At 64.8% G+C, this 25701-nt stretch carries 30 protein-coding genes and 1 pseudogene; 24 read left to right on the forward strand and 7 right to left on the reverse strand.

Features of this window, described 5'->3' with window-relative positions:
• Nucleotides 1-92 precede the first annotated feature (92 nt).
• The gene (locus ABZW16_RS13890; RefSeq protein ID WP_354955653.1) at nucleotides 93-254 is read right to left on the reverse strand and encodes a hypothetical protein; all 162 of its coding nucleotides are present in this window, start codon (nucleotides 252-254) and stop codon (nucleotides 93-95) included.
• Nucleotides 255-392: 138 nt separating this feature from the next.
• On the opposite strand from ABZW16_RS13890, the gene ABZW16_RS13895 reads away from it, so the two are divergent.
• The 6 genes from ABZW16_RS13895 (at nucleotide 393) to ABZW16_RS13920 (ending at nucleotide 5599) form a co-directional block, all read left to right on the forward strand.
• Nucleotides 393-1757: a glutamine synthetase family protein gene (locus ABZW16_RS13895; protein ID WP_354955655.1), complete on the forward strand. Its 1365-nt coding sequence runs from the start codon at nucleotides 393-395 to the stop codon at nucleotides 1755-1757.
• Nucleotides 1738-2478: a gamma-glutamyl-gamma-aminobutyrate hydrolase family protein gene (locus ABZW16_RS13900; protein WP_354955657.1), complete on the forward strand. Its 741-nt coding sequence runs from the start codon at nucleotides 1738-1740 to the stop codon at nucleotides 2476-2478. Before ABZW16_RS13895 ends, ABZW16_RS13900 begins: the two co-directional genes overlap by 20 nt.
• The gene (locus ABZW16_RS13905; RefSeq protein ID WP_354955659.1) at nucleotides 2475-3833 is read left to right on the forward strand and encodes an aldehyde dehydrogenase family protein; all 1359 of its coding nucleotides are present in this window, start codon (nucleotides 2475-2477) and stop codon (nucleotides 3831-3833) included. Before ABZW16_RS13900 ends, ABZW16_RS13905 begins: the two co-directional genes overlap by 4 nt.
• Before the next feature lie 10 nt (nucleotides 3834-3843).
• Nucleotides 3844-4611 (forward strand): 3-oxoacyl-ACP reductase, encoded by a 768-nt coding sequence (locus ABZW16_RS13910; protein ID WP_354955661.1) that lies wholly within the window; start codon nucleotides 3844-3846, stop codon nucleotides 4609-4611.
• A gap of 80 nt (nucleotides 4612-4691) precedes the next feature.
• Nucleotides 4692-4856, forward strand: a complete 165-nt coding sequence (locus ABZW16_RS13915) for a hypothetical protein (protein ID WP_354955663.1) — start codon at nucleotides 4692-4694, stop codon at nucleotides 4854-4856.
• Nucleotides 4857-4942: 86 nt separating this feature from the next.
• Nucleotides 4943-5599, forward strand: a complete 657-nt coding sequence (locus tag ABZW16_RS13920) for a TMEM175 family protein (protein ID WP_354955664.1) — start codon at nucleotides 4943-4945, stop codon at nucleotides 5597-5599.
• 49 nt (nucleotides 5600-5648) lie between these two features.
• Here ABZW16_RS13920 and ABZW16_RS13925 read toward each other — a convergent pair whose 3' ends face one another.
• Together ABZW16_RS13925 and ABZW16_RS13930 are read right to left on the reverse strand one after the other, a co-directional pair.
• Nucleotides 5649-6311 (reverse strand): response regulator transcription factor, encoded by a 663-nt coding sequence (locus ABZW16_RS13925; RefSeq protein WP_354955666.1) that lies wholly within the window; start codon nucleotides 6309-6311, stop codon nucleotides 5649-5651.
• Nucleotides 6308-7423 carry a histidine kinase gene (locus ABZW16_RS13930; RefSeq protein WP_354955668.1) on the reverse strand — a complete coding sequence of 372 codons (1116 nt, stop codon included), beginning with the start codon at nucleotides 7421-7423 and terminating at the stop codon, nucleotides 6308-6310. Before ABZW16_RS13930 ends, ABZW16_RS13925 begins: the two co-directional genes overlap by 4 nt.
• 218 nt (nucleotides 7424-7641) lie before the next feature.
• Here ABZW16_RS13930 and ABZW16_RS13935 point away from each other — a divergent pair, with 218 nt between their 5' ends.
• The 6 genes from ABZW16_RS13935 (at nucleotide 7642) to ABZW16_RS13960 (ending at nucleotide 11369) form a co-directional block, all read left to right on the forward strand.
• Nucleotides 7642-8052 carry a DUF6223 family protein gene (locus ABZW16_RS13935; RefSeq protein WP_354955670.1) on the forward strand — a complete coding sequence of 137 codons (411 nt, stop codon included), beginning with the start codon at nucleotides 7642-7644 and terminating at the stop codon, nucleotides 8050-8052.
• Nucleotides 8053-9197: 1145 nt separating this feature from the next.
• Entirely contained in the window at nucleotides 9198-9941 is a 744-nt protein-coding gene (locus ABZW16_RS13940) for a helix-turn-helix domain-containing protein (RefSeq protein ID WP_354955672.1), read from the forward strand.
• 80 nt (nucleotides 9942-10021) lie between these two features.
• Entirely contained in the window at nucleotides 10022-10159 is a 138-nt protein-coding gene (locus ABZW16_RS13945; protein WP_354955674.1) for a hypothetical protein, read from the forward strand.
• Nucleotides 10160-10348: 189 nt separating this feature from the next.
• On the forward strand, nucleotides 10349-10885 hold the full coding sequence (locus ABZW16_RS13950) for an SMI1/KNR4 family protein (protein WP_354955676.1): 537 nt from the start codon (nucleotides 10349-10351) through the stop codon (nucleotides 10883-10885).
• Between the two features lie 77 nt (nucleotides 10886-10962).
• Nucleotides 10963-11157 (forward strand): hypothetical protein, encoded by a 195-nt coding sequence (locus ABZW16_RS13955; protein ID WP_354955678.1) that lies wholly within the window; start codon nucleotides 10963-10965, stop codon nucleotides 11155-11157.
• Between the two features lie 65 nt (nucleotides 11158-11222).
• On the forward strand, nucleotides 11223-11369 hold the full coding sequence (locus ABZW16_RS13960) for a DUF1059 domain-containing protein (RefSeq protein WP_354955709.1): 147 nt from the start codon (nucleotides 11223-11225) through the stop codon (nucleotides 11367-11369).
• A 151-nt stretch (nucleotides 11370-11520) separates the two neighbouring features.
• Here ABZW16_RS13960 and ABZW16_RS13965 read toward each other — a convergent pair whose 3' ends face one another.
• Nucleotides 11521-12240, reverse strand: coding sequence for an SDR family oxidoreductase (locus ABZW16_RS13965; protein WP_354955679.1), 720 nt, complete (start codon nucleotides 12238-12240; stop codon nucleotides 11521-11523).
• A gap of 91 nt (nucleotides 12241-12331) precedes the next feature.
• On the opposite strand from ABZW16_RS13965, the gene ABZW16_RS13970 reads away from it, so the two are divergent.
• The 5 genes from ABZW16_RS13970 to ABZW16_RS13990 all read left to right on the forward strand — a co-directional run bounded on the left by ABZW16_RS13970 (nucleotide 12332) and on the right by ABZW16_RS13990 (nucleotide 16868).
• Nucleotides 12332-12961, forward strand: a complete 630-nt coding sequence (locus ABZW16_RS13970) for a TetR/AcrR family transcriptional regulator (RefSeq protein WP_354955681.1) — start codon at nucleotides 12332-12334, stop codon at nucleotides 12959-12961.
• Between the two features lie 131 nt (nucleotides 12962-13092).
• The gene (locus ABZW16_RS13975; RefSeq protein WP_354955683.1) at nucleotides 13093-14529 is read left to right on the forward strand and encodes an ammonium transporter; all 1437 of its coding nucleotides are present in this window, start codon (nucleotides 13093-13095) and stop codon (nucleotides 14527-14529) included.
• Complete coding sequence (locus ABZW16_RS13980; RefSeq protein ID WP_354955684.1) at nucleotides 14526-14903, forward strand: P-II family nitrogen regulator; 378 nt, start codon at nucleotides 14526-14528, stop codon at nucleotides 14901-14903. The genes ABZW16_RS13975 and ABZW16_RS13980 overlap by 4 nt, the downstream gene beginning before the upstream one ends.
• Before the next feature lie 85 nt (nucleotides 14904-14988).
• Nucleotides 14989-16212 carry a histidine kinase gene (locus ABZW16_RS13985; protein ID WP_354955686.1) on the forward strand — a complete coding sequence of 408 codons (1224 nt, stop codon included), beginning with the start codon at nucleotides 14989-14991 and terminating at the stop codon, nucleotides 16210-16212.
• A 2-nt stretch (nucleotides 16213-16214) separates the two neighbouring features.
• The gene (locus ABZW16_RS13990) at nucleotides 16215-16868 is read left to right on the forward strand and encodes a response regulator transcription factor (RefSeq protein ID WP_354955688.1); all 654 of its coding nucleotides are present in this window, start codon (nucleotides 16215-16217) and stop codon (nucleotides 16866-16868) included.
• A gap of 676 nt (nucleotides 16869-17544) precedes the next feature.
• Here ABZW16_RS13990 and ABZW16_RS13995 read toward each other — a convergent pair.
• From ABZW16_RS13995 to ABZW16_RS14005, 3 genes are all read right to left on the reverse strand, one after another.
• Nucleotides 17545-18252, reverse strand: a complete 708-nt coding sequence (locus ABZW16_RS13995) for a hypothetical protein (RefSeq protein ID WP_354955690.1) — start codon at nucleotides 18250-18252, stop codon at nucleotides 17545-17547.
• Nucleotides 18253-18580: 328 nt separating this feature from the next.
• Nucleotides 18581-19072, reverse strand: a complete 492-nt coding sequence (locus ABZW16_RS14000; protein WP_354955692.1) for a hypothetical protein — start codon at nucleotides 19070-19072, stop codon at nucleotides 18581-18583.
• A complete protein-coding gene (locus tag ABZW16_RS14005; RefSeq protein ID WP_354955694.1) occupies nucleotides 19062-19808 on the reverse strand; it encodes a hypothetical protein in 747 nt (248 codons plus the stop codon). Before ABZW16_RS14005 ends, ABZW16_RS14000 begins: the two co-directional genes overlap by 11 nt.
• A 369-nt stretch (nucleotides 19809-20177) precedes the next feature.
• Here ABZW16_RS14005 and ABZW16_RS14010 point away from each other — a divergent pair, with 369 nt between their 5' ends.
• The 7 genes and pseudogenes from ABZW16_RS14010 to ABZW16_RS14040 all read left to right on the forward strand — a co-directional run bounded on the left by ABZW16_RS14010 (nucleotide 20178) and on the right by ABZW16_RS14040 (nucleotide 25683).
• A complete protein-coding gene (locus ABZW16_RS14010; RefSeq protein WP_354955696.1) occupies nucleotides 20178-20621 on the forward strand; it encodes a hypothetical protein in 444 nt (147 codons plus the stop codon).
• 195 nt (nucleotides 20622-20816) lie between these two features.
• Complete coding sequence (locus ABZW16_RS14015) at nucleotides 20817-22280, forward strand: hypothetical protein (protein ID WP_354955698.1); 1464 nt, start codon at nucleotides 20817-20819, stop codon at nucleotides 22278-22280.
• 51 nt (nucleotides 22281-22331) lie between these two features.
• Nucleotides 22332-22814: pseudogene (locus tag ABZW16_RS14020) on the forward strand (MFS transporter); the annotation flags it as partial.
• A gap of 144 nt (nucleotides 22815-22958) precedes the next feature.
• On the forward strand, nucleotides 22959-23312 hold the full coding sequence (locus tag ABZW16_RS14025; RefSeq protein ID WP_354955700.1) for an HPF/RaiA family ribosome-associated protein: 354 nt from the start codon (nucleotides 22959-22961) through the stop codon (nucleotides 23310-23312).
• A gap of 380 nt (nucleotides 23313-23692) precedes the next feature.
• Entirely contained in the window at nucleotides 23693-23893 is a 201-nt protein-coding gene (locus ABZW16_RS14030) for a hypothetical protein (protein ID WP_354955702.1), read from the forward strand.
• 500 nt (nucleotides 23894-24393) lie between these two features.
• Nucleotides 24394-24813: a response regulator transcription factor gene (locus tag ABZW16_RS14035; protein ID WP_354955704.1), complete on the forward strand. Its 420-nt coding sequence runs from the start codon at nucleotides 24394-24396 to the stop codon at nucleotides 24811-24813.
• Nucleotides 24814-24849: 36 nt separating this feature from the next.
• Entirely contained in the window at nucleotides 24850-25683 is an 834-nt protein-coding gene (locus ABZW16_RS14040; protein WP_354955705.1) for a HAMP domain-containing protein, read from the forward strand.
• Nucleotides 25684-25701: the final 18 nt, after the last annotated feature.

Here is a 25701-nt window from a genome sequence, read left to right on the forward strand (position 1 = left end):
CGTGAGCCAGTTCGCATGAACTGGACTCATTGCGCAGGTCATAGCCGGTGGCTTCGTACGCGGGGGTCTCGATCAGTTTCCCGGCCGCCGCACTACCCGAGCGCGACGATCATCGCCCGCTGCTGGTGCCCCGCCACGAGCACGATCAGCGCGGGCAGTCCGAATGCGAGCGCGGGCCGGGCCGCCACCGCCCATTGCCAACCCGGCTGCGCCGACCCGAACAGCACTGCCCGCCGCCGCGGTGGTGTCGGCACCGGATGGTGCGCGGGTCGAACGGCACGTCCACCACCAGGCCATGCAACACCAACCGACCATCGGGTTTTGTGTGTCCCAGCACACAGTCGTCCGTTTTGCTCTAGCGTTGGCACGGTTGCTGCCGAGAGGGGTCCATGATGCGTACGGGGATGCTGGAGCTGGTGCAGTTGCGCGGGCTCGTCGAGGCGGGGCAGATCGACACGGTGCTGGTCGCGATGACCGATATGCAGGGGCGATTGCAGGGAAAGCGTTGTGCGGCAAGGTTTTTCCTGGAAGAGGTGGTCGGCCACGCAACCGAGGCGTGCAACTATCTGCTCGCCGTCGATGTCGATATGGCGACGGTCGACGGCTATGCGATCTCGTCATGGGACACCGGATACGGCGACTTCGTCTTGCGCCCGGATCTGAGTACCTTGCGGCTGGTGCCGTGGCAGCCGGGTACCGCGCTCGTGCTGTGTGATGTCGAGCAGGTGGAACCGGCGAACAAGCCGGTCACGGTATCGCCGCGACAGATATTGCGGGCACAGTTGGAGCGACTGGCCGAGCGCGGGCTGCGGGCCTATGTCGGCACTGAACTCGAGTTCCTGGTCTTCGACGACAGCTACGAGGACGCGTGGAATTCCGGCTATCGCGACCTGCGGCCCGCTAACCAGTACAACGTCGACTATTCGATGTTGGGAACCGCCCGGATAGAACCCCTGCTGCGCCGCATTCGCAATGAAATGGCCGGTGCGGGCATGTATGTCGAGTCCGCCAAGGGGGAATGCAATCCCGGGCAGCACGAAATCGCGTTCCGCTATGACGAGGCACTGGTGACCTGTGACAACCACAGCATCTATAAGAACGGTGCCAAGGAGATCGCCGCCCAGGATGGGCACAGTCTCAGCTTCATGGCGAAATACAATGAGCGCGAAGGCAATTCGTGTCACATCCATTTGAGTCTGCGCGCCGATTCAGGGTCGGCGGTCTTCGCCGGTGACGGTCCGCACGGAACCTCTGCGCTCATGCGGCATTTCCTCGCGGGACAGCTGGATTGCCTGCGCGAGTTCACCTATCTGCTCGCGCCGAATATCAACTCCTATAAGCGCTTCGTGCCCGGCAGCTTTGCGCCCACCGCCTTGGCCTGGGGACGCGATAACCGGACCTGTGCGCTGCGGGTGGTCGGTGAGGGGCAGTCGCTGCGGATGGAGAACCGGATTCCGGGCGGTGATGTGAATCCGTACCTGGCGGTGGCCGCCACCATTGCGGCCGGACTGCACGGGATCGAGCACGGGCTTCCGCTCGAGCCGGAGTTCCATGGCAACGCCTACCTGTCCCAGCGTCCGCGGGTGCCGCGTACCCTGCGGGAAGCGGCGCAATTGTTCGGCGAGAGCAAGGTGGCACGAACAGCGTTCGGCGACGACGTGGTGGACCACTATCGGAATGCGGCACAGGTCGAGCTGGACGCCTTCGACGCCGCGGTCACCGATTGGGAGCGAATCCGTGGTTTCGAACGGCTCTGAGGAGATCCGTCCGGTCATCGGCCTGCCGACCTACGTGGAGCAGGCTCGGTTCGGCACCTGGAATGTGGAGAGCGCGGTGCTCGCGCACAGCTACGTGCGGATGGTCGAGCGCGCGGGTGGTATTCCGGTGCTGCTGCCACCCGCCGGAGTGGCACGCCCAGAGCTGGTGGAACGGCTCGATGGATTGGTGCTGACCGGCGGCGCCGATATCGATCCGGCGCGCTATGGTGCGCCACCCGATGCCGCGCTCGGCCCGCTCAAAGCCGATCGTGACGAATCCGAATTCGGTTTGTTCGCGCTGGCGCGTGCCGCGGGTCTGCCGATCCTCGCGATCTGCCGCGGTCTGCAATTGGTGAATGTCGCATTCGGCGGCACCCTGATACAGCACCTGCCGGATCTGCTCGGCAACGACGACCATTCCGGTACGCCCGACGGCTTCCACACGATCAAGGTGTCGACCGTGCCGGGCAGCCGGGTCGCCGCCATTGCCGGACCGGATGTGCAGGCGAGCTGTCACCATCACCAGGCCGTCGCCATCCTGGCCGAGGACCTGGTCGCGACCGCGCACGCGCCGGACGGCACCATCGAGGCGGCGGAGACGACGGACGGTTCGTTCCTGGTGGGTGTGCAGTGGCATCCGGAGGCGGACGGCACCGATATCCGCCTGATGGGGGCACTGGTCGAGGCAGCGGCAACCTATCGAAGGGAGCGGAATTCGTGACGACAACGCAGGTGGTCAACCCGGCGACCGAGCAGGTCGTCAGCACGCTCGAACTCGTCGGTGCGGACGAGGCCGATGCGGCCATCGAGCGCGCGCAGCGGGCCGCGGTCGGTTGGCGCGAGGTCGCGCCGGGTGATCGGGCCCGGTTGCTGCGCCGATTCGCCGAGGCCGTCGATGCGAATCTCGAGCAGCTGGCGCAGTTGGAGGTCGCCAACGCCGGGCACACCGTCGGAAACGCGCGCTGGGAGGCGGGCAATGTCCGCGATGTGCTGCATTTCGCCGCCGGAATCCCGGAACGCCTGCTGGGCAACCAGATTCCGGTCGCGGGCGGGGTGGATATCACCTTCCACGAACCGCTCGGCGTGGTCGGGGTGATCGTGCCGTGGAACTTCCCGATGCCGATCGCGGCATGGGGCTTCGGACCCGCGCTGGCCGCGGGGAATACGGTCGTGCTCAAGCCCGCCGAGCTGACCCCGCTCACCGCGATCCGGCTGGGCGAGCTCGCGCTGGAAGCCGGTGTGCCGGAAGGCGTTTTCCAGGTTCTGCCCGGTAAGGGGTCGGTGGTCGGGCAGCGGTTCGTCACCCATCCCGCCGTGCGCAAGGTGGTGTTCACCGGGTCCACCGAGGTGGGCAAGGAGATCATGGCCGGATGTGCACGGCAGGTGAAGCGGGTGACGCTCGAACTGGGCGGTAAGAGCGCGAATATCGTATTCGCCGATGCCGATCTGGAGCGGGCGGCGGCGACCGCGCCCTATGGTGTCTTCGACAATGCCGGACAAGACTGCTGTGCGCGGTCGCGAATCCTGGTGCAGCGCAGCGTCTTCGACCGATTCCTGGAATTGCTGGAACCGGCGGTGCGTGGGGTGCGGGTCGGCGATCCGGCGGACGAGGCCACCGAAATGGGGCCATTGATCTCGGCGTCGCACCGTGCCAGGGTCGCCTCGTTCATCGAGCCGTCGACCAAGGTCGCATTCACCGGAACCCAACCCGATGGGCCCGGATTCTGGTATCCGCCGACGGTTGTGCTGCCCGATGCGCCCTCGGATCGACTGCTCACCGAGGAGGTCTTCGGTCCGGTGGTCGCGGTGGTCGCGTTCGAGGACGAGGCCGATGCGATCCGCATCGCCAATGACACCGAATACGGCCTGTCCGGCTCCATCTGGACCAATGACGTGGGCCGCGCACTGCGGGTGTCGCGCGGCGTCGAAGCCGGGAACCTGTCGGTGAATTCGCATTCCTCGGTGCGGTATTGGACGCCGTTCGGCGGATTCAAACAGTCCGGGCTCGGGCGCGAACTGGGACCCGATGCGGCACTGGCCTTTACCGAGACCAAGAACGTCTTCATCGCCACCTAATTAAGGAGATGTGTTGCAGCGCTTACAGGATCGAGTCGCGGTGGTCACCGGTGGCGGGAGCGGTATCGGCCTCGCCACCGTGCGCCGATTCGCCGCCGAGGGTGCCAAGGTGGTCGTCGCCGATATCGACACCGCCGCGGGACAGGCCGCGGCCACCGAGGTGGGCGGGCTGTTCGTGAAGGTCGACGTCACCGACGAGGCCCAGGTGCGGGACCTGTTCCAGACCGCCGTCGACACCTATGGCGGACTCGATATCGCCTTCAATAACGCGGGAATCTCACCGCCGGAAGACGATTCGATTCTCACCACCGGCATCGAGGCCTGGCGCCGGGTGCAGGAGGTCAATCTGACCTCGGTGTATCTGTGCAGCAAGTACGCCATCGAGCACATGCTCGAGCGTGGGAAGGGCTCGGTGATCAATACCGCGTCCTTCGTCGCCGTCATGGGGGCCGCGACCTCGCAGATCTCCTACACCGCGTCCAAGGGCGGTGTGCTGTCGATGAGCCGGGAACTCGGAGTGCAGTTCGCCCGCAACGGAATTCGGGTCAATGCGCTGTGCCCTGGACCGGTGAACACCCCGCTACTGCAGGAATTGTTCGCCAAGGATCCCGAACGTGCCGCGCGCCGCCTGGTGCACATCCCGGTCGGCCGGTTCGCCGAGCCGGAGGAGATCGCCGCCGCCGTGGCATTTCTGGCCAGCGACGACTCCTCGTTCATCACCGCATCGCAGTTCCTGGTGGACGGCGGCATCTCCGGCGCGTACGTCACGCCATTGTGACGGTACCGTTGACTCGGGCGGACTCCTGAGCAACAAGCCAGGATGCGCCATTGTTCGCCGATCAGAGGGAGGCTCGTGAGATGAGTACGGAAGATGGGCGATCGCCCGGGCTGTTCAGTCACGACGTCCTGTCGACGGAATCGTCGGTACAAGCCGAGACCGTCGGCGCGGATTTCCGTCCCGTGTTCAGCCGTTCCGACGGCAGTGCGCCCGGGGCGTATCCGCAGCCGGAGCAAGGGAACTGAGAACGCGTAGCGCCCGATCCATGACGGCGCTACGCCCACAGCGATAGTCGGAGCACGGGTAGCGCCCGGGGCGTTACCCTGCACTCATGGTCGACGACGGGCGGATCCCGAACGCGCAACTATCGGGTACCGCCCGGATAGAGGCGTTCAGCGATGGCGTGATGGCCATCGCAATCACCTTGCTGATCCTGGAGATTCGGGTACCCGACCACGAGCCGGGCCGGCTGCCCGAAGCACTCGGCCATATCTGGCCGTCCTACGTGGCCTACCTGGCGTCATTCCTGACCATCGGCATCATCTGGTTGAACCATCACTCGTTCTTCGGCCGCCTGCGCCACCTCGACCACGTAATCCGCTGGTGGAACCTGATGCTGCTGCTCGGCGTCTCCATATTGCCGTTCCCCACCGGACTTCTCGCCGAATATGTAGTGCACGGCGAACAACGCGACGCCGCCGTGGCCGCCGCCATCTACGGCATTGCCGGTGTCATCATGACCATCCCCTGGGCGCCCATGTGGTGGCGCCTCGTCCACCGGCCCGAACTCTTCCAACCCGGCTTCGACGCCGCCTTCGCCCGCCGCGAAGCCACCCGCGCCTACCCGGGCATCCTCATCTACGCCGTCTGCATAGCGATCGGTCTCGTCTGGCCCGTAGTAGCCATGATCCTGTACTTGCTCGTGGGAATTTTCTACGCCATCACCAGCCAGGGCTGGTCGAAGCAGTCGGTCGACGATTCCGAATAGATTCGTAGATAAGCGGATGCGAATGGCCATGCCGCACTATGCCGGGAGATCAGGAGTTGCGCGGGACCACCAGGCCGGATTCGTAAGCGAGAACGACGAGTTGGGCTCGGTCGCGGGCGTGCAGCTTGGTCATGGCCCGGTTGATATGCGTCTTCGCGGTCAGCGGGCTGATGACCAAACGCTCGGCGATCTCGTCATTGGACAGACCGTGCGCGACCAGGACTACAGCCTCGCGTTCGCGGTTGGTCAGTTCATTCAGCCCTGTGCGGGTGCCGGTGTCGAGCGGTTGGGCCACATACCGGTTGATCAGCCGACGCGTGATCGACGGTGCGAGTAGGGCATCGCCGCGTGCGGCGACACGTATCGAATGGAGGAAGTCTTCCGGCTGGATGTCCTTGACGAGAAATCCGGCCGCACCGGCGCGCAGCGCGTGGAAGACATATTCGTCCAGGCCATAGTTGGTCAGGATGACGACGTGTACTCCGGCCAGATCCGGATCCGCGGCAATGCGCCGGGTCGCCTCGATACCATCGACGATCGGCATTTGAATATCGATGAGCGCGATATCGGGCAGGTGCTTGCCGACCAGCGCCACGCCTTCGCCGCCGTCGGCGGCCTCGGCCACGACCACGATGTCGTCCTCGAGGTCGAGGAGTGCGCGGAATCCGCTGCGAATGAGCGGCTGGTCATCGACCAGCAGGACACGAATCATGCTCTATCCATGGGAAGTTCGGCGTGTACGCAGAAGCCGCCCTGGCTGCGCGGAGCCGCCCGCAGGTGCCCGCCGAGAGCGGTGACTCGTTCACGCATCCCGAGCAGCCCGACACCCGGCAACGGCGGAGTATCCGCAGTGGCCTTGCCATCGTCATCGACCTGTATGACCAGAGTGTCGGGCCGGTAGTCGATCCGAACCGATGCCGTCGCTGCGGCAGCATGGCGGGCAATATTGGTCAGCGACTCCTGAACGATGCGGAAGACGGTGCGGTCCAGCGCCGTCGGCAGATCCTGGCATTGTCCGTCGATCGTCAGCGTCACGTCCAAACCTGTTGTGCGGGCGCGTTCCACCAGGCCCGGGACGTCAGCGAGCCCTTGCCGCTGGCTCTTCCCGTCGTCACGCAGCGCCTCCAGTGTGGTCCGTAGTTCCCGCGCGGCCTCGCGACCGGCATCCCGGATCGCCAGCAGCGACTCCGGCACCGCTTCGCCCCGCTTGTGCGCCACATGCACAGCCGCCTCGGACTGGACCTTGATGACCGAAATCTGGTGCGTGAGCGAATCATGCAGCTCGCGTGCGATGTGCAACCGCTCCTCGTCGGCGCGACGTCGCGCGGTCTCCTCGCGGGTGCGCTCGGCCTCATCGGCCCGGCGCTCGGCCTGCCGCAGCGCTTCACCCGCCGCGCCCGCCGCGATCAGCCAGGCGAGTTGGAGAGCATCCCGCCCCTGTCTGAACGCCTCGCCGACCGGCCGATCCTGGTGAGCGGCAAGGATTGCGAGCGGAAGCGTCGCCACCATAATGACCGAACCCGCCACCGCTACTATCCGGTGGCCCGCCCGCACCGCGCCGTACACCGCGAACAGATACGCGACAGCGGGGACATCGAAACCGATTGCTTGATAACCGAGTACGCACAACCCGGTCACGGCCAGCACAGTGATCGGAGCCCAACGGTATGCGGCCAGCGCCAGACCACCGACTGTCAACAAGGCGTAGCCCAGCGGGGCGAGATCCGTGGGTGAGTGCTGCCCGGACAGCGCGGCGACGAGCAGGATCGCCATCGCGCCGACGGCCACCGCCCGATCTCCGACGCCGGTCCGACCCCAACTCATGACTGCACCCTAACCCGATGTGCGCGCGGGCGACTCGTACCGACAGACGAAAGGCCGCCTACCACATACGCGGTACTTCTGCCGCTCCTGCCACGGCCGCGGTAGTCGACCACCGCATCAGGCGCAGCGTGAATTGCCGACATCCGCACGACGACCGGAGGCAGGCCGGACGGGCAGGCTCAGGCTACGTCCACTGGACCGATAACAAGGAGCACCTCATGTCCATCCCTTTCCGACGTGCCGCCGCGGCCACCCTCCTCGCAGGCTTGTCGCTCGCCACACCGGCGGTCGCGCACGCCTCCGTCCAACCGGCCGCCGCCAGCGTTTACACCCTGAGCGCCGGGCGAATCGGGGCCAGCACAGCCGCCCTCATAGGGCTGGTCGGTGCGATCATCGGCGGCCTGACCCTGGCCCGCGCCGACCGGATCGGCAACCGCGCGAAAGCCGCCATCACGGCCCTGGCAGCGGGACTGATCAGCCTGGCCCTCGGCGTGCTCGTCGCAGCCACCGCCAAGGGCGGCATCGGCACCGGCAACGGTCTGGGCGGCGCCTACGTTGCGTTGGTGGTGGGGCTGATCAGCACGGTCCTCGGCGCGCTCGCTCTGTTCCGGTCTCGTCGCACCGGATAACGCAAAGCTGGTCGATCAGCGACCAGCCCCGACACATACTCACCCGCCCGCCCCTGCGGCTGTGCGCGAGCGAACCGCCCCCGACCCTCGCCATTAACGAATCCATTTCAGCCACAGCACGATCCGACACGACCCGACGGGTCCACCAGCAACGAACCGCGCGAGCGCAGTTGCGGTACTCATCCACAAAAGTCGCTCGGGGTAGAAGCCTCTGCCAGAGGCCATCGTTGCGATGAGAATCGCAACCACGCATGGGTGCTGCCGCGGGAAGCCAAGGAGCGTTCAGGGTCGCCCCGAATGGTGTTCTTCGAAGGGTGACGCACTCGCTGTCGGTCCAGGTGGAACCGTTCGCCGTTACGCCTTATGAGGTCGACTTCGTGTTTCACCGGCAGCACTCCCAACATCGTCACCGTCGAGCGGGCCGCGGCTCGGGCCCGTGGCGAGTTCACAGCATGGGTGCCTGTAGATGCGGTCCGCCTTCGATCGACACTGCGCGAAACGACAAGTTTCGTGCGTTCACCGGTAATTAGGGATCGCGCACCACCCGTACCGTTGTCATTCTGCGTGACACTGCGCCAAGACGAAGAAAGGTGACCGTATACAAATGCGGTCCTGTGGCGAATCCGCAGAGACCGACCCAGCAGAGAGGTTCTGCGTAAGCAGCAATGCGGTGTCAGACAATCTGCACTCGGTGGCTCGGCCCGATTTCCACGTACTGCCGCCGGTGCCGATTGGACAATGGATCTGAACCACTACGTCACAGGCATAGCTGCACCCACTTCGCACCTGAATGATCTCGGGCGGCGGCGCCGGGCGTGGACAAATTGTTGTTGAACGCGCCAACGCGTTCGTGGTGGGCAGGTGGTCCACGCAAAAAGACTTTCGTCGCCATGAGCGGCCGGGGAGGTGGGTCTGTGGTTGTCGTCCGTTTGAGTCCGGGAGCGATGTCGCGATGTCGCTTCGTCATTTCGCCGCTTGCAGAAACGATCGGCAGTCTGATCGCGCTGCAGCGGCGGTCTGCGGATCCGTATCCGACGCAATGGCATACCCGCCACTACGCTGCCTATCGTGAGTGGTTACGCGAGGATGTGGTAGCCGCGGGATTGTTGCCGCTGCTGGCGACGACGAGAAAGTTTCCTGATCTCGTGGCTCCGCCATCGGCCGGATTGCGGACGCGGTTGGCCGATGAGCTGGCCGAGCTGGCGGCGTGTTCGGACGAGTACCTCAGGTCCGTCGCGGCGGAGGCGATTGCCGCGAGCCGACAGCCGCAGCCCACTCAGTGGCTGGCCATCGACGGGCTCGGCGCCCGCATCGCGGATGTACTGCAGACAGGGTGGAATAAGTTCGTCGCGGCCGACTGGGAGCGACGGCGCGCGGTACTCGAACGCGACATCGCCTATCGCACAGGCCTGCTCGCCGAACGCGGGTTGCGGCATGTGGTCGACACACTGACGGACGGGCCCGAATGGTTCGACGACAACGCGATCGTGCTCGATCGCCGGGCGGGGCCGGACCGGTGGGTCGGCGACGAAGGCTTGGTGTTCGTGCCGCGTACGACCCGTGGCGGGTGGTGGGTCTGCCAGCGGCCATCACGCTATGCCCTCATCTACTTCGCGCTCGGAGGCGCGGCGCCCGTAGGCATCCCGGTATCGGACGACCCGTTGTCGGTGCTGCTCGGTGCTGGCCGCGCCCGCGTTCTCCGCGAGCTCGGCCGGCCGGCGACGAGCAGTCAGCTGGCCGCGGTACTAAATGTCTCGCTGGGCACGGTCAGCTCTCATCTTTCCGTGCTCCGCGATGCCGATATGGTGACCAGGATTCGCCTGGGTCGCACCGTCATGTACCGGCTGAACGACCGCGGCGCAAGGCTGCTCACCGTTCTCGAACCGTGACAGACTGCAACAACCGGACCCAGCGCCGATCGACAACCACGGCGAATCCACTCGTGGAATGCCGCGCCGTTTCTTGTCGAATGGGATGGCAGTTCCCGGTGCTGCTCGGCGTGGTGAAGAACGTCCATGTCACGGCTGGGCCGGTTATTCCGGGCACACGCAAGCCCAATCGCGAGCAGATTGTCAGGCCCGACGAGCCCGACGACGACGATCTGTAATTCCAGGAGCACAACCAACGCGGATGGCTGGTGTGACACAGGACGTTTCGGTGGCCACCGGTTCGATGATGGCGCTGGAATCTCGCGAGAGATCCGGACCGACGACCGAACCCGGCTATGTGGTCGCAGCGTGCTGACCGGTCGTGAGGCCGATGCTGGCTGGTGACGGCGATACCCGATGATGTGGGCATGATCGAGTACACGATGTTGCTGGCCCGGATTTCGGCTCGCGTCCGCCACGAGGGTTCCTCTCTGCTCGCGCCCATTGTCGGTACGGAATTGGCAGAAGCGGAATCTCGGCTCGGCTTCGCACTCCATCCCCTTCTCGCAAACGTTTACCAGCAGATCGCAGATGGCGGCTTCGGTCCCGGCTACCAGTTGCTCCGGCTGCTCGACGGTGACGCTGAAACCGTGGTCTCGGCCTATCTCACCAACCGGGCCTCCGGTGTGGGTTCCGGGTGGGCCTGGCCGGAAGGCGTCGTGCCCATCCTGACGTGGGGCTGCGGCATGTACGCGTGCGTCGACTGCCGCAGCGATGAGGGCACGGTGCTGTTGTTCGAGCCCAACCTGGGTGATCCGGACGCTGCCTGGTTCATCGATACCACGAGCCTGGCGCAGTGGTTCGAGCACTACCTCGACGACACCGGCTGGTGGGTCAAAGCCGAAGACGGTGAAGACGTCGACGATATGCCACTTTGGCTGCACGCCCGAGAACGCGCCAGCTGACCACACCTCGCACCGACACCAGACCGCACCGTCTGTGCTAACCGCTCAGATCCCGTGCGGCCCGCGACAAGTCGGCGATGCAGCAGCCGCGGGTGGTTCGGCATGCGACCGAATCGGAGTTGGCGCGGCCGAAGAAGCAGGCCGGGCTGGTGCTGTGGCTGTTGTCGAAGCCGATCCAGCGCAGCTTCGACAAGCGTGAGGCGATTAATTGCGGGCTGGGCGCCGCGCGTAGTGCGAACTCGATCCGTCGAAGGGAGACCCGAGTGCGATGACGCCCCGTCCGGTCACGCAGACCGACGGCGTGCCTAGACTGGCTGCCGAGAAGGAAGGACCGCTGATGAAGCGAAATCTGAACTGTCCCTGTGGCGAACAGATCGTCGGGACGGACGAGGACGACCTGGTTGCGAAGACGCAGGCGCATCTGGCCGAGAAGCACCCGGGACACGAATACTCCCGCGACCAGATCCTGTTCATCGCTTACTGATCGACCGCACACGGCTTTTCGTCGCCGCACACCTGCGGGCCACCCTGGGTACTGGTGGGCGGGCAGGTGTCGTGACGAAAAGCCGTGGGGCGGTTTATTTCCGACGAATCGGATAGCTTTCACACTTCACGCGTTCGCCAGGGACTATTGATCACTGGGGCGAGCCCAGGCGCGCGCCGCCGTCGACGCGGACCACGATGCCGGTGGTGAAGCCATTGGTGACCAGGAATTCGATGGCCTGGGCGATATCGTCGGCGCTGCCGATCCGGCCGACCGGGGTCTGCGCCGCGATTCCGGCGAACACCTCGGCGCGGGCGTCTTCGGGCAGGAAGTTCCACCATTCGGTATCGATCACGCCCGGTGAGACGGCATTCACCCGTACCGGCGCCAGTTCGACCGCGAGCACCGGGACGATGGCCTCGACGCCCGCATTGACGGCGGCCAGTGCCGCGGTGGTCGGCATCGAACCGCCCGCGGATGCCGCGGAGACCAGCGTGATGGAGGCGCCGGGTGCCAGCTGCGGCAGTGCCGCCTGAATCGTGGCGATATGCGGCAGCAGTTTGCCGGAGACATGGGTCTGCAGGTGATCCAGGCGGAGTTCGCGGAACGGGGTCGTGCCGGACGGTCCGGTGACCGTCACCACGACATGGTCGACCGGGCCGACCTCCGAAAACAGTTGGGCCAGTTCACTTTCGTTCCGTGCGTCCACCACCTTGCCGGTGACCTCGGGGCCCAGTTCCGCCAGCGCGGCGGTGAGTCGTTCCTCGTTGCGTCCGGCGATGACGACTTGCGCGCCGTTCTTGGCCAGTCGGCGAGCGGTCGCCAGGCCGATTCCAGAGGTCCCGCCCACGATGACGACTTTGTTGCTCACAACATCCTCCTGAAGTTCCAACCACGATGATTTTCGAACCACCGTGCCTCGTTAATATATTCGAGGCACCGTGTCTTGTAAAGTGACGTGCATGACAGGAACCCGGGGGCGACCCCGCAGCGAGGACGCCAGGCGCGCCATCCTGCATACGGCGTTGGAACTCTGCGAGCGGGACGGCTACCAAGACCTGACCATCAAGGCCATCGCGGACGGGGCCGGGGTGGGCAGGCAGACGGTCTATCGCTGGTGGCCGGACAAGGCGTCGATTCTGATCGAGGCGCTGATCGGCTTGGCCGATGAGCATGCGGAGTTGCGGGTTCCGGACAAGACTGCCGACGTGCTCGGCGCGCTCGAGCTGCTGCTCACGGCCACCTTCGAACTCGCGCGGAAGGTGACGGGCCAGGCGCTGGTCGGCCTGATGGCGGACGCGCAGCGCGATAGTAACCTGTCGAATCGACTTCAGGAGGCCGTGATCGGCCCGCGCCGAGCGGCCCTGCGCGCACTGCTCCAGCGGGGTGTCGACGCGGGAAAACTGACCGAGGCGGTCCCGCTGGATCTCGTGGTGGATTTCGCCTTCGGCGCGATGTGGTACCGACTGCTCAGCCATCACGCGCCGGTCAACGCCGCACTCGCGAAGGATGTCACGACCGGCATCGCCACCATGCTCGCGCCGGACACGCCGGGCGCGTCCGTCGTGAGATCCAGATTTAACGGAGCGTAACCGGAGCGAAACCTCGTGTGATGACACTAGGTGGAGCAGTGTGACGCGAGACACCTTACGCCACAGACACTTTAGCGCTTGGGCGGGAGCGGTGCGCGCCTGCCTGCGTGCAGATGAGGTAGCGCAGAATCATGTCACCCTACCCAGACTGGCTCAACTCCGGGGACAACACCTGGCAGTTGGTCGCCGCAACACTCGTCGCTCTGATGAGCATTCCGGGTATCGCCATACTCTACGGCGGTATCGTGCAGCGGAAATGGGCCGTCAATACCATTCTGATGGCCTTTACCGCCTTCTCCGCGGTCCTGGTGGTCTGGGTGCTGTGGGGCTTCAAAATGGGCTTCGGTGAACCGCTGAAGCTCGGGCCGGGCATCCTGCGGGCCGCGGTCGGCGTTCCACACACGATCCTCGGCAGCGATAACCAGAACCAGGCGGTCATTCCGCTGCTCGACGGTTTGATGCCGAAGCTTCGTTTCTCCGAGACCACCCTGGCCTACTTCCACTTCGCGTTCGCCGCGATCACCCCGCTGCTGTTCCTCGGCAGCGTCATCGGCCGGATCAACTTCAAGGTGTGGCTGCTGTTCGTCCCGCTGTGGACGACCTTCGCCTATACGGTGAACGCCTTCCTGCTGTGGGGTGGCGGCTGGTGGGCCTCGATGGGCGCGCTGGACTACAGCGGTGGCTATGTCATCCACTTGGCCGCTGGCACAACAGGTTTCGTGGCGGCGGCGGTCATCGGCCCGCGCCTCGCCAGGGACCGGGAACGGGCCGTGCCGAACAATCTGCCGATGGCCGCGGCGGGTGCGGGCATCCTGTGGCTCGGCTGGAACGGTTTCAATGGCGGCGATATGTATTTCGGCGGTGCGAACGCCTCGCTCGCTGTCCTCAACACCAACCTGTGTACCGCGGTGGCCGTACTTGTGTGGGTGTGCTGGGATATGACCGCCGGCCCGCAGCGTAAACCCAACTTCCTCGGCGCGATCAATGGCATGATCGCCGGACTGGTCGCCATCACGCCGGCGGCCGGATATGTCAACAGCTTCGGCGCGATGATCACCGGCGTTGTCGCCTCGACACTGGTGTGGCTTTCCTGGAACAAATTGGGGCGGACCAGATTGTTCCGGAAGGTCGATGACACGCTGGGTGTGTTCCACACCCACGGTGTCGCGGGTTTGGCCGGTGGTCTGCTGGTCGGTGTGCTCGCGGATCCGCACATCATCGTGTATCTGGGCAATGGCAATGATGTTGCGGACGTGGCGTTTTCGGGTTGGCTGTACGGGCATCACCCGAAACAGCTGCTCTGGCAGGCGGGTGCGGCTGCGACGGTTATCGCGTGGGATGCCTTCGTCACCTTCGTGATCCTGAAATTCTTGGGGTTGTTCATGAGTCTGCGCATGCCGGACCATATATTGGAGACCGGTGATGTCGCGGCCCACGAGGAAGAGGCCTATCCGGACGAGACTCTGGTCTCCGCCCATGTGGGGACGCTCCCCGCAGCGCCCGCCCTGCCCAAGCGTGCGCCGGACAAACCATCGGGTGAGGCGCCCGGGAATCAGGCGACCACGTGAATGCCACCATCCACCTACAGGGCAGTGTCGGGTACGGCATCGATGACCCGATGAGTCCAGGTGACGGCGTCGACGCCAAGCTCATCACCCTGGTGCTGCCCGCGGCCGTCTTCGATCAGATCAAACAGGCGCTGGCCATGTTCGGCGTGCGGCGGATGGTGGTCTGCCAGGTCTATCGGGTCGACGATCGGGGCAGCCGGGTCGAACGCTATCGGGGCCAGCAGTTCGTCAGCGATGTCGAGGCCGGTCTGCGCATCGAATTGCTTGCCAGGAATGAGGATGTCGCCGATCTGATCCGGCTGGTCGACCGGATCGGTGAGAACGCCGGACCGTCCGGAATCCAGATCTGGATGATCGACGCGCGCTCGCTGTGAATCCACCTCACTCGCGAGGATGACGGTCGGGTCATCCGGACGCGGGAGGCGAGCGGGTCCGCATGCGGGAGACACTGGGTGCACTATGAGTTCTCGCAGTGTGCACGCCCAGACCACCGGCGTGGTCTCCCGGGCGTCGGAACGGCTGCGCGCGCTGCCGTCGAGTGCGGTCGATATCGCGGTCGCGGTCGCGGTCACGGTGGCCAGCGTGGGGCCCGCGATCGTGACGCGGGCGTCGTGGTGGGTGGTCGCCTGCTGTGCGCTGGCGTCTGCGCCTGTGTTGTGGCGGCGGCGCGCGCCGATGCTGGTACTGCTCGTGGTCGGGCCCGCGATCACCGTACTGGCCTGCTTGCACGCCCTGCCCGCATTGCCCTACGGGACCATCGTCTGCGCCTATACGATCGCCGCCTACAGTCCGCCGCGGTCGCGGCGGATCGCGTTGATCGCCGTGAGCATCGGAATCCTACTGTCCCTGATCATCCCGAACGAGAGTCCGGACTCCTACGGCTATGCGGCCATGTCCTTCGTCACCGCGTGGGCACTCGGCACCGGTGTGCGGGCGCGGCGGCTGCAGATCGAGATGTTGGAGGAGCGGGCGCGCCGACTCGAGGAGGAGCGGGTCGCGGCCGTCGACCGGGAACGGCTGCGCATCGCGCGGGATATGCACGATATCGTCGCGCATTCGGTCGGGCTGATGATCGTCCAGGCCGAGACCGGACCGCTGCTGACCCGCACCGATCCGGATCGGGCCGATGCGACCTTCGCGGGCATCGCCGATACGGGTCGCGCAGCGGTGCAACAGCTTCGGCGCAGTCTCGGGGCGTTGCGCGGCACCGACGATCCGCCGCACCAACCGGGCATCGAGGCGATACCCGATCTGGTCGAATTGTCGCGGCGCGGTGGGCTCGCCGCCTCGTTCGACGAATTCGGTACGCGCCGCGCGGTTTCCGGTGACGTCGGGGTCACCGCGTATCGGGTGGTGCAGGAGGCGTTGACCAATACGATGAAGCACGCCGGGGCGGCTACCGCTCGGGTGTCGTTGCGATGGTCGCAGGATCGACTGATCGTACGAGTGAGCGACGACGGGCACGGGCTTCGGTCGGCATCGACCGGTGGCGGTCCGAAAGCCACGGTCAGCTCGGTATTCTCCGGCTCGGGCGGGCACGGGTTGATCGGCATGCGGGAGCGCGTCACCACCGCCGGTGGGTGGCTTCGTTACGGGCCTTCGGCGCACGGTCGGTCGGCCGAAAACTCTTCGACCGATGGCTTCGAGGTCACCGCCGAACTTCCCATCGCGCAGGGGAGTTGAGCATGCGCGTGCTCGTTGTCGATGACCAGGACCTGTTCCGCGCCGGATTCCGGCTGATCCTGGAGACCCAGCCCGACATCACCGTGGTCGGCGAGGCCGCCGACGGAGTCGAGGCCGTCGCTTCGGCGCTCGAATTGGCACCCGATGTCGTGCTCATGGACGTGCGGATGCCGCGCATGGACGGTGTTGCCGCGACCGCTCGCATCTGCGCACAGACCAGCGCAAAGGTGTTGGTACTGACCATGTTCGATGCGGACGAGTACGTCTACGACGCGCTGCGTGCCGGAGCCAGCGGCTTCCTGCTGAAGGACGTGCGCCGCGAACAATTGGTCGAGGCCGTGCGCGTGGTCGCCGCTGGCGAGGGATTGCTCGCCCCAGCCGTGACCCGTCGCCTCATCGCCGACCTGGCCCACCGCGGTCAGCCCCGGCCCGACCTCATGCGCCAACTCGACGAACTGACCGAACGCGAACTCGACATCCTCCGCAACCTCGCCCGCGGCCTCTCCAACGCCGAACTCGCCGCCACCCTCGTCGTCAGCGAACACACGGTGAAATCCCATATCAGCTCGGTCTTCGCCAAACTCGGCCTCCGCGACCGCGCCCAAGCCGTCGTCTTCGCTTACGAAGCGGGGCTGGTAGTCCCCGGGCGGGACTGAACCCCACGGCTGTCATCGGGACTTCCGCAACGCGTCCGGCTTGATGAGACGCGCGTCTACCAAAGTTTGCCGAGCCGCTTCCATATGCGGGCACTCAGCGCGACACCCCCTGTGCCGCTGCATAGTCCAGTGGGCCTCGGCCACAGTCAGTGGCTGGTCGGGTGCCCCGTGTTGCCACCCGGTCAGCCACCTCCCGGCATCGGCGTGCCTCGCGTCGGCGGCCCGGATACGTTCGCGCCGACGTTCGGCTTGGACGCGATCGACGATCGCCTGCACCGATGTTTCTTCGTCCGGTTCGGCTTTTCGCAGCCAACTGAACCTCACCACTCACCCCTGTCGTCGTCCGCCCATGTCGTCGGTGGCACACCACCCGGCGGAGTGTTGTCATCCGGTGCGAACTGCGCGGAGCGCCGCCAACGCACACCGCGCTGGCGGCGCACCCCACACGCCGAAAGGAGGCCGTATCCGTCCATCGCGGCAGTATCGAACCGCGGCGCCATTAACGGAATCAGTTCTGAATTGCGCAGCATTTCGAGGGCGCGATGAATTCGGCGGTAGCCACTCCATTCGACGAGGTGGATTGATCGACCAGTCGCAAAATATGAATGCCAGAATTTGCTGGCGCTACGTGATATCCGCGCGGTGTCGCGCCTGATCACATCGCATAGGCGATCAGCTAATTATCGGGTTTCGCCGATGCGCTCTGCGCCCATTTAGTCGTGCCGTCGGGTGCGTTGAGCGTGTTGATCAGCTCCACCGCCGACAGCACCAGAACCGGTCCCCCGGCGGTAATTGTCCCCAGAACGCCGCCGATCCCCGCACCGGCCATCGCGGCGGGTATGCAGCCCACCCCGAACAGCGGCAAACCCATAATGCAACCGGTAACGCCCCCGACGACCAGACCGATCATGGTGCCGACGAATGTGCCGATCGTGGCGGCGAGCCCGAATCGCGTCGAGAACTCCGCCATCGCGGCCTGATTCTCGACCGGTGACGCGACCGGCGTGGCGGCCGGTGTCGCGGCCGGTGTCGCGGCCGGTGTCGCGGCCGGTGCGGCGGCGGGCCGCAGCTCACCGGGTGTCAACCGCAGTTCTTTCGCATCTTTGCTGAGCGAAGAGTCGACCGTCAGCACCTTGTCGCCCACGGTGAATCGCGTTGGCATGACCATTACCGGCGCGCCGCTCCCGTCTAGAATTGTGAACGAGCTGCGGTCGCGGTCGAGAACGAAGGTCCCGCCCGATAGTGTGGTTATTACAGCATGTTCCACCGACGTGACCTTGTACTCGATGTCATGTTCGGCGGATGCGTCCGCATGGGCGGTTACCGGCGCGATTGCCGCAACGCATGCGAATCCGATCGCCGCGATGCGCGAGGTTTCGATCACGAATTGTCCTTTTCTATTTTGTGGGCCAGAAATATGAGACGGACGCGCTGAAGCGCGCGGCCGTGGACCGGCAGCTGCGAGCCAACAGACAACCACAGTCGCAATGTCCTGACCAGCTTCGACCCAAGAAATAGGTGATAGGTGCGAGCAAATGTCGGAGAATCGGGCAACTCGCATACCGAAAGTTTGATTCCTCGCCGTCCTCCGGCTGACATCGGATTGTCATAGCCCATGACACCGCGTTTCGCTCGTCGAGCATATTTGTCATCGATCGACGCCGTAATCATCCGGACGCCACCTTCTGGCATGCCCGATTCGAGCGTCGGAATCAGGACAAGTCGGTCAGCCGTGCCGTATATCTCAGCTTCGGCAGGTCGGTGTCACCCGGTCGAATCCGCTCGGCGAGATCCGCGAGTATGGACAGCGACGGTGGCGAGAGGTCGACGGCCGTCCGCAGCAGCCGCCGTAGCGGGTCGTCGGAAACGGTTGCGATGACACTGATATCGGTTCGTCGTTCACCGCGAGGCAGTCCGGTCCCGAGCCAGTAGGGGTCGGCACCGAAGAAGTCCGCAAGAGCCTCGATCAGCTCGAAACGGGGATGGCATCGATGTCCGTGCCGCAGCATGGATACGTAGGACCCGGACGTCGCCTGCCCGTTGCGAGCGAGAGCTTCGGCGAGAGTGCGGTATTGCAGTGGTCGGCCGTGCCCGGCCTCCCATTCGGTGATGAGTCTGTCCAAGCGACCCGCGAATTCGGCATCGCCCGCAGCCGCCGAACGCCCCGGTGATATCTCGGTCCAGGTGCCCCGTTCAGTTGCCATCGCGCACATCCGAGAAGTAACAGGGGACGCACCCGCGATCCAGCCGGGCGGGATAGGGGTCGCCCAATCGGACCGGCAGGTGACCCTTTTCGTACGCACGGTCCACCTGGATCTGCGATAGCGGTGCCGACCCGAGTGCCCGGAGCTCCCACCGCGTTCCCGTGGCATCCGATTGCCAGCCGTCCGGGTCGATCGCGTATATCCGCTGCACCAGTCGATCGACAACAACGATGGCGTGGTGAGCGTTGCGTCTCGCGGCGGTGCTCACCCGCCACCAGCGCCGATCTCGCTCGTAGAGCGCTTCGGGGGTCCGCAGCACCGACGGCCCGGCATCCGGCCACGGCTGCGAGATGATCAGCGCCATACGCTCACCGACCGCGGTGAGGGCGCCCCAGCGCGCATAGGCATGCGCCCGGTCCAGGCCCGTGGCGGAGGCGACGTCGCCCAGCTCGGCCGTATTGTCGAGGGCGGCGGCGGCAGCTTCCGACATCCCGGCGTCGATCTCGCACGCGAGCACACTGTGCACTCGTAGCAGGGCTAATTGGAACTCGCGCACCTCCGCGAATTCCAGCTCGCCGTCCTCATAGCGAGTCCATGCCTGTGGTCCGAGCCCGCTCAGTTGGCCCGCGAGGCCGACCAGGATAGTCCGCACGGACCGTGACAGCCATAGCCTCTCGGTTGCCCACAGATCGCGCGCAAAGGCATATCCGCAGCCATTTACGTGTGCATCGGTCATGGCCAAGGACTCTAGCGAGGAAAGTTTCGCAGGTCACGGATTTACCGGATCGATCTCAAGCAAATCTTCTGCTGGGCGAGAATTAAATAGCTGCCCATTTGCGTATGCCAACCAGTCGGTTCGTAGCTATCTTTCGCTCGATTTCGAAAATATCGACCGAAAAACGTCCTTCTGGTCCACGACGTCCCGCTCGAACAAACCTGGACTCCAGATGGCAGATCCCGCACAAGGCAAATGCCCGATGTGCTCCCCCAATCGATCGGCCAGCGTAACGGTGCGTCTTCCCGCCACCGACGTCTGGGCAGATGTGCGTTCCGCGAACACGGTTCGAAAAGGGAGAACACACTGATCGCGATACCGACGAATTCGATGACCCCCATGGCCGCCGCGGCCGAGCCCGTCACCACGGCCGACCGGTTCGATTGGTCGATCGGCCACGCCGACGACACGATCGTGGTGACGTTCGGCGCGGAACGCGCCGGAATCGAGTTGCCCGCGTCGCTGCGAATCGGGGTGGAGTTGTTCTTCCAGGACAACGGCCTGTCGGGACCAACCATTGCTATCGGTGGTCCCGTCGGCCGCCATATCCGGCTCGTCACCGGCATCAGCAAGGCCGATCGGGCCATCGAGTACCTCCAGCACTGCGGGGCGGTGCTCCATGTCGGCCGCGCTGTATGGCACCTGCCACACGTTTCGGGCCCCGGCCTCGCATGGTCGGCGGGCGGTGGACACGGCCATCGCATACCCCCGCTCGTGGCGGTCGCCGCCGCGGTTCGAGCGGTGCGCCTGTGCAGCCCCGCCGGACTCGAATAACTCACGCAGGCGTCACACGGCTCGCTGACCGCTCGGTAGGAAGAATCGGGGCGAATTGTGCTGACTCGCCATGAGTCCCGGCACCTACGCGGCGGCGGCTCCTGAGGAGTGAGGTGGGGTTCGCTCGTAAGGGCGATGTGGGGGAGCGGTGCGCGCGGGAAGCATCGGACAGCATCCGATCGAGTGGAGCTGTCGATGAAGCGTTTTCCGACCCTGTCCGCCATTCTGGTGTCGGCGGTGCTGTGGTACTTCGGTACCGGCCTGCATCCGTTACCCGGCTTGGTGGTTCTGGCACCGCTGCCGGTGCTGTTGATTGCGCCGCGAGTCGCGGCAGCGACGGCGTTCTTTGCTGGGTTCCTGGCGTGGTGTGGGAGTGCGCTGCGGTTCTGGTCGTATTTCATCGACACCGTCGAGCAACCTGTACCCGTTACGGTGCTGCTCCTGGGTGGAACCGCCACGGTTTTCGGCGGATCGGTGGCGATGACGCGTGCTTTGATGCTGCGGGGTCGACCGGGGTTTGCGGTGCTCGCGCTGCCAGCTGGTTGGGTGGCGTTCGAGTTCTCGGTATCGCTCGTTGGGCAGTTCGGCGCGTGGTGGAGCATTGCGTACACCCAATTCACCGTGCTGCCACTGATTCAGCTCGCGTCGCTGACCGGTCCATGGGGAATCACCTTCCTGATCCTGCTGGTGCCGGCGGCTATCGCGGTGCTGACGGCACCCGAAGTGACTGCCGCCCAACGTCTTCGGGTCGCGAGCGCGACCGCGGTGCTACTCCTCGCGGTCGGGGCATTCGGCTGGTGGCGGCTGGCCGTGGCACCGGAGCGGGATATCGTGCGCGTCGGTCTGCTCGCGCTTTCCCAACCGCCGGAATACGTTCCGGTGGACTCGCCGGATGGTCGCGATATGGTCGCGCGTGCGGTGACGGAGATCGACCGGCTCGCAGACCAGGGCGCGAAAGCGGTTGTGTTGCCCGAAAAGGCTTGGACCGCAGACGAATCGACGTTACCGATATTGTCGGGCCCGCTGACCGAGGTCGCCACCCGGCGCAATATCCACGTCGTCGCCGGACTCATCCTCACCAGCGGCGCAACCAGCGTGAACGCCGCCATCGACTACCCATCGGGCGTGCGGTATGCCAAACACCGGCTGATTCCCGGCCTCGAAGACGGCCTCGAACCGGGGACCGGCTGGCAACGCGTTCCCGGCGAACCGTGGGCGTTGGCAGTGTGTTTCGATCTGGACGGTCCGGACCTGGTACGCGAAAACCGGCGGCGCGGCGCGACCCTATTGCTGGTTCCGGCACTGGACTTCACCAGCGACCACTGGCTGCACAGTCGGATGGCCGTCATGCGCGGCATCGAATCCGGCGTCGGTATCGCTCGCGCACCGCAACTCGGCGAACTCGTGGCCAGCGACTCTCGCGGCCATGTCCTGGCGTCGGCGCGAACCGATATCACGGTGACCCGTTCGGTGCTCGCCTCGATCCCACTGTCGTCGGGCACGACGGTCTATGCCCGGTTCGGCGACTGGTTCGGCTGGCTGTCCATTGCGCTGTTCGCCCTGACAGCCGTCGGCTCGATCGGGCGGCGATCATCGCCCGCGCACACCCCGAGCCCCAGCCGCCAGCTACGCGCAGCAGACACCCGTCCACGACGGTAGCCGGGCGGTCGCTACGCACCCATTGGGCGAACAGTGTTCGACGCCCGCAACATGATGATCGTGCTGCCGCTGTTCGGCAGGCTCTCCGACCGGGTCGGCCGCCGCCCGCTGTGGCTGGTCTCGCTGGTCGGTCTCGCGGTACTCGCAGTGCCCATGTACTGGCTGATGGGTCAGGGAACCGGTTGGGCCATCACGGGATTCATCGTGCTCGGCTTGCTGTACGTCCCCCAGTTGGCGACCATCAGCTCGACCTTTCCTGCGATCTTCCCGACGCATGTGCGCTATGCGGGATTCGCCCTCGGGTACAACGTCGCCACAGCCGCATTCGGCGGCACCGCCCCGCTGGTCAACGAGGCAGCGATCGAATCGACCGGCTGGTCGCTGTTTCCCGCCGCGTATATGGTCGGCGCCAGCCTGATCGGGCTCGTCGCCTGGTCGTTCCTGCGCGAGACTGCGGGAACTTCGTTGCGTGGCACCGCGGTACCCGATGCGGGCCAGCTGCCGTCGTCGATTGCCGCACAGCCCGTCGGGTGAACCTGGGAATCTGCTGAGTATGCACCCGCGCGGGTAGTGTCGCTATTGCCGATGGATTGCTGATTCGGCCACCGAGCCGGGTCGGCGACCGTTGGCGACGGTACGCGGACAGTGCTGTCCGCACCTATCGGATTGGAGACGCTCGTGCAGATTCAGGTCAACACCGGCAGCAATATCCACGGCGGCGCATCGCTGGCCGAGCGCGTGGAGTCGACGATTTCCGCGACACTTGATCGCTTCGCCGATCAGGTCACCCGGCTGGAAGTCCACCTGACCGATCTGAATGCCGAAAAGGGCGGCCCGGATGATAAGCAGTGCGTGCTGGAGGCCCGGATATCCGGTCAGCCCCCGGTTGCCGTCACCCATCGCGCGGCCACGGTCGCCGAGGCCTACACCGGCGCCGCCGACGCCATGGCCCATCTACTCGACAGCCGCTTCGGCCGCCTGCATCACACCAAGGGCGGCGAATCAATCCGGTACCTGCGCGCCGAGTTGTAGACAGCGTCGACAATATTCCCGACGACGGCAGGTCGGTATCGTCCGGTGAAGGCACCGCAGCCATGAACGCAAATCCCCTGGTTCCCAGGGCAATTGGGGCCTCTCGCTCGATGTGAGCGCGCCGCATCTGTCACGGGATGAACGAGTCATCACCGAGTTGGCGCAGCGACTCGGTTGCATCCTGACCGGGTTGGTCACCATCGGTGATGACACGTTCATGCCGACCGCGCTCATTGTTGGACAGCATGTAGCGAAGGAGCGGCAGCGGTCATTGCGCCCAGCATGGCCCATTTCAACAGCCGCGTGCCGAAACGCAAGGGCGTCAACGGAATTCTCGAGCGAACAGAGAACGAGCAGCGACGAGAAATGCAGCCAGCGGCGTGGGGAATGACGACCGATTGAGCATGGATCTCGGCGTACCCGCCGAGCGGACCGAATGGGCGAAATGGGTCGATCCGGATCGGCGGGCAGCGCAGGTGCGAAAGTTTCTCGAACAGATCGGATTTCCGGACCGTCCGCTGACGCCGTGGGAGTTCGAATCGACGATGTATCGCTGTACGGCGATATCGAGCCCGGTGTGATCTTCGATTCCAGGAAATACGGCAGCAGTAGTTACACGGCAGGGTATCGCATGGCGTATACCGTGAATACGGATTCGAGGGGCAGTGGAATGGCGACATTGATCCTCGCCAAGGCGATGCTGGGCGAGTCGCAGCAGCCCTAACGGTCTCGTGGTGGCAGTGGCGCCACTGCTTTACCTCATTCGGAAGTCCGGGGGTTCGGCTACGTCTGACGATGACAGACGGTGCGCGGAAGTACGCGAGAGAATGCGCCGCGCCGATGCGGCGGCGACAGCGAACAGCATGTCATCCCAGCTGCGCGGTGACATCGGCGGTAGGCTGCAGCGGTATTGCGCTGACACGAACAGATTCTCGAAGGTTTGGTTATCTTCCTGCGATCCGGATTGCGGTCCCGGATGAATATCGTGTCTATTCAATTAAGATCATGAAAATTTCTACGAGAAAGTGCGACTCGCATAAATCCGGCAGCAACGAACAGGCATCGATGTAGACTGACAGCTATGTCGGCTGATGTCGACGCTGGGCATACTCGGCTACTGGTGGCGGAAGATCACCCTATGGTGGTGATGGCGTTGGACTCCGCCTTCGAATTCGTCGACGACATCGAGGTCATCGAAATAGCGAGTTCGGTCGAGGACACCATCGGTGCTGCAAGCCGTCACCATCCGCACGTCATCCTGCTCGACCGCCGGCTGCCCGACGGCGATGGGATCGATGCGATCGAGCGGCTGCGCACCGTGTCCCCAGAGACCAGGGTCCTGGTCTTTACCGGGGATGCGAACCAATCCATGGTCGATCGGGTGATCGCGGCGGGTGGTGCTGGCCTGGTGCTCAAGACTGGAGTGTTCGACGACCTGCTGCACGCCATTCGGCAGGTCGCCGCCGGGCAGGATTACTTCGACGTAGACCTCGGACACTGAGTGACTGCAGAGGCGAAGTTAGGTTAGGTACCGCTGATGGTCCAAGACACCGCCAGCATGGATCGAGTAAGCAGCAACGACGAACGTCTGCAGCCCCTGTTGGATGGGCTCAAAGCGGTACGCGATGGTGACTTCCGGCGGTCCCTGCCCAAGGTCGGTGATCCGCTGCTGGACGAGATCGCCACCGTGTTCAACGGCATGGTCGACCAGCTCTCGCTGTTCACCACCGAGGTCACCCGCGTCGCCCGGGAGGTCGGCACCGAGGGCAAGCTCGGTGGCCAGGCGTCGGTGCCTGGGGTCTCGGGCACTTGGAAGGATCTGACCGACTCGGTGAATGCCATGGCGGACAACCTCACCGCCCAAGTCCGCGACATCGCCGGCGTAGCCACAGCGGTGGCGCAGGGCGACCTGTCGCAGAAGATCACCGTGGATGTCAAAGGAGAGCTGCTGGAGCTGAAGAACACCATCAATACGATGGTGGATCAGCTCTCGGCGTTTGCCGACGAGGTGACCCGTGTCGCCCGCGAGGTGGGCAACGAAGGACGGTTGGGCGGCCAGGCGCAGGTGCCCGGCGTCTCGGGAACATGGCGGGACCTCACCGAATCGGTGAACGTCATGGCGGGCAATCTCACCGCACAGGTTCGGTCGATCGCAGAGGTGACGACCGCGGTGGCCAAGGGCGACCTGTCGCAGAAGATCACCGTGGATGCACGCGGCGAAATCCTGGAGCTGAAGTCCACCATCAATACGATGGTCGACACCTTGTCTTCGTTCGCCGACGAGGTCACCCGCGTCCACCACTTATACTTATATACCCTTTATAATTTTTTGAAACATTATTTATACGTAATAATTAATTTTTTTACCTAATTATTTTTTTAAGTTTTT

Source organism: Nocardia sp. NPDC004604, assembly GCF_040609795.1.
GTDB lineage: Bacteria > Actinomycetota > Actinomycetes > Mycobacteriales > Mycobacteriaceae > Nocardia.

Excerpts from the sequence above, each read along its gene's own strand:
- ABZW16_RS14000 (WP_354955692.1), bottom strand. The coding sequence starts at position 19,072 with ATGGCAACTGAACGGGGCACCTGGACCGAGATATCACCGGGGCGTTCG.
- ABZW16_RS13960 (WP_354955709.1), top strand. The coding sequence starts at position 11,223 with ATGAAGCGAAATCTGAACTGTCCCTGTGGCGAACAGATCGTCGGGACG.
- ABZW16_RS13985 (WP_354955686.1), top strand. The coding sequence starts at position 14,989 with ATGAGTTCTCGCAGTGTGCACGCCCAGACCACCGGCGTGGTCTCCCGG.
- ABZW16_RS13970 (WP_354955681.1), top strand. The coding sequence starts at position 12,332 with ATGACAGGAACCCGGGGGCGACCCCGCAGCGAGGACGCCAGGCGCGCC.
- ABZW16_RS14005 (WP_354955694.1), bottom strand. The coding sequence starts at position 19,808 with ATGACCGATGCACACGTAAATGGCTGCGGATATGCCTTTGCGCGCGAT.
- ABZW16_RS13950 (WP_354955676.1), top strand. The coding sequence starts at position 10,349 with ATGATCGAGTACACGATGTTGCTGGCCCGGATTTCGGCTCGCGTCCGC.
- ABZW16_RS13955 (WP_354955678.1), top strand. The coding sequence starts at position 10,963 with ATGCAGCAGCCGCGGGTGGTTCGGCATGCGACCGAATCGGAGTTGGCG.
- ABZW16_RS13935 (WP_354955670.1), top strand. The coding sequence starts at position 7,642 with ATGTCCATCCCTTTCCGACGTGCCGCCGCGGCCACCCTCCTCGCAGGC.
- ABZW16_RS13895 (WP_354955655.1), top strand. The coding sequence starts at position 393 with ATGCGTACGGGGATGCTGGAGCTGGTGCAGTTGCGCGGGCTCGTCGAG.
- ABZW16_RS14040 (WP_354955705.1), top strand. The coding sequence starts at position 24,850 with ATGGTCCAAGACACCGCCAGCATGGATCGAGTAAGCAGCAACGACGAA.
- ABZW16_RS13915 (WP_354955663.1), top strand. The coding sequence starts at position 4,692 with ATGAGTACGGAAGATGGGCGATCGCCCGGGCTGTTCAGTCACGACGTC.
- ABZW16_RS14035 (WP_354955704.1), top strand. The coding sequence starts at position 24,394 with ATGTCGGCTGATGTCGACGCTGGGCATACTCGGCTACTGGTGGCGGAA.
- ABZW16_RS13925 (WP_354955666.1), bottom strand. The coding sequence starts at position 6,311 with ATGATTCGTGTCCTGCTGGTCGATGACCAGCCGCTCATTCGCAGCGGA.
- ABZW16_RS14015 (WP_354955698.1), top strand. The coding sequence starts at position 20,817 with ATGAAGCGTTTTCCGACCCTGTCCGCCATTCTGGTGTCGGCGGTGCTG.
- ABZW16_RS13975 (WP_354955683.1), top strand. The coding sequence starts at position 13,093 with ATGTCACCCTACCCAGACTGGCTCAACTCCGGGGACAACACCTGGCAG.
- ABZW16_RS14010 (WP_354955696.1), top strand. The coding sequence starts at position 20,178 with ATGACCCCCATGGCCGCCGCGGCCGAGCCCGTCACCACGGCCGACCGG.
- ABZW16_RS13930 (WP_354955668.1), bottom strand. The coding sequence starts at position 7,423 with ATGAGTTGGGGTCGGACCGGCGTCGGAGATCGGGCGGTGGCCGTCGGC.
- ABZW16_RS13990 (WP_354955688.1), top strand. The coding sequence starts at position 16,215 with ATGCGCGTGCTCGTTGTCGATGACCAGGACCTGTTCCGCGCCGGATTC.
- ABZW16_RS13945 (WP_354955674.1), top strand. The coding sequence starts at position 10,022 with ATGGGATGGCAGTTCCCGGTGCTGCTCGGCGTGGTGAAGAACGTCCAT.
- ABZW16_RS13920 (WP_354955664.1), top strand. The coding sequence starts at position 4,943 with ATGGTCGACGACGGGCGGATCCCGAACGCGCAACTATCGGGTACCGCC.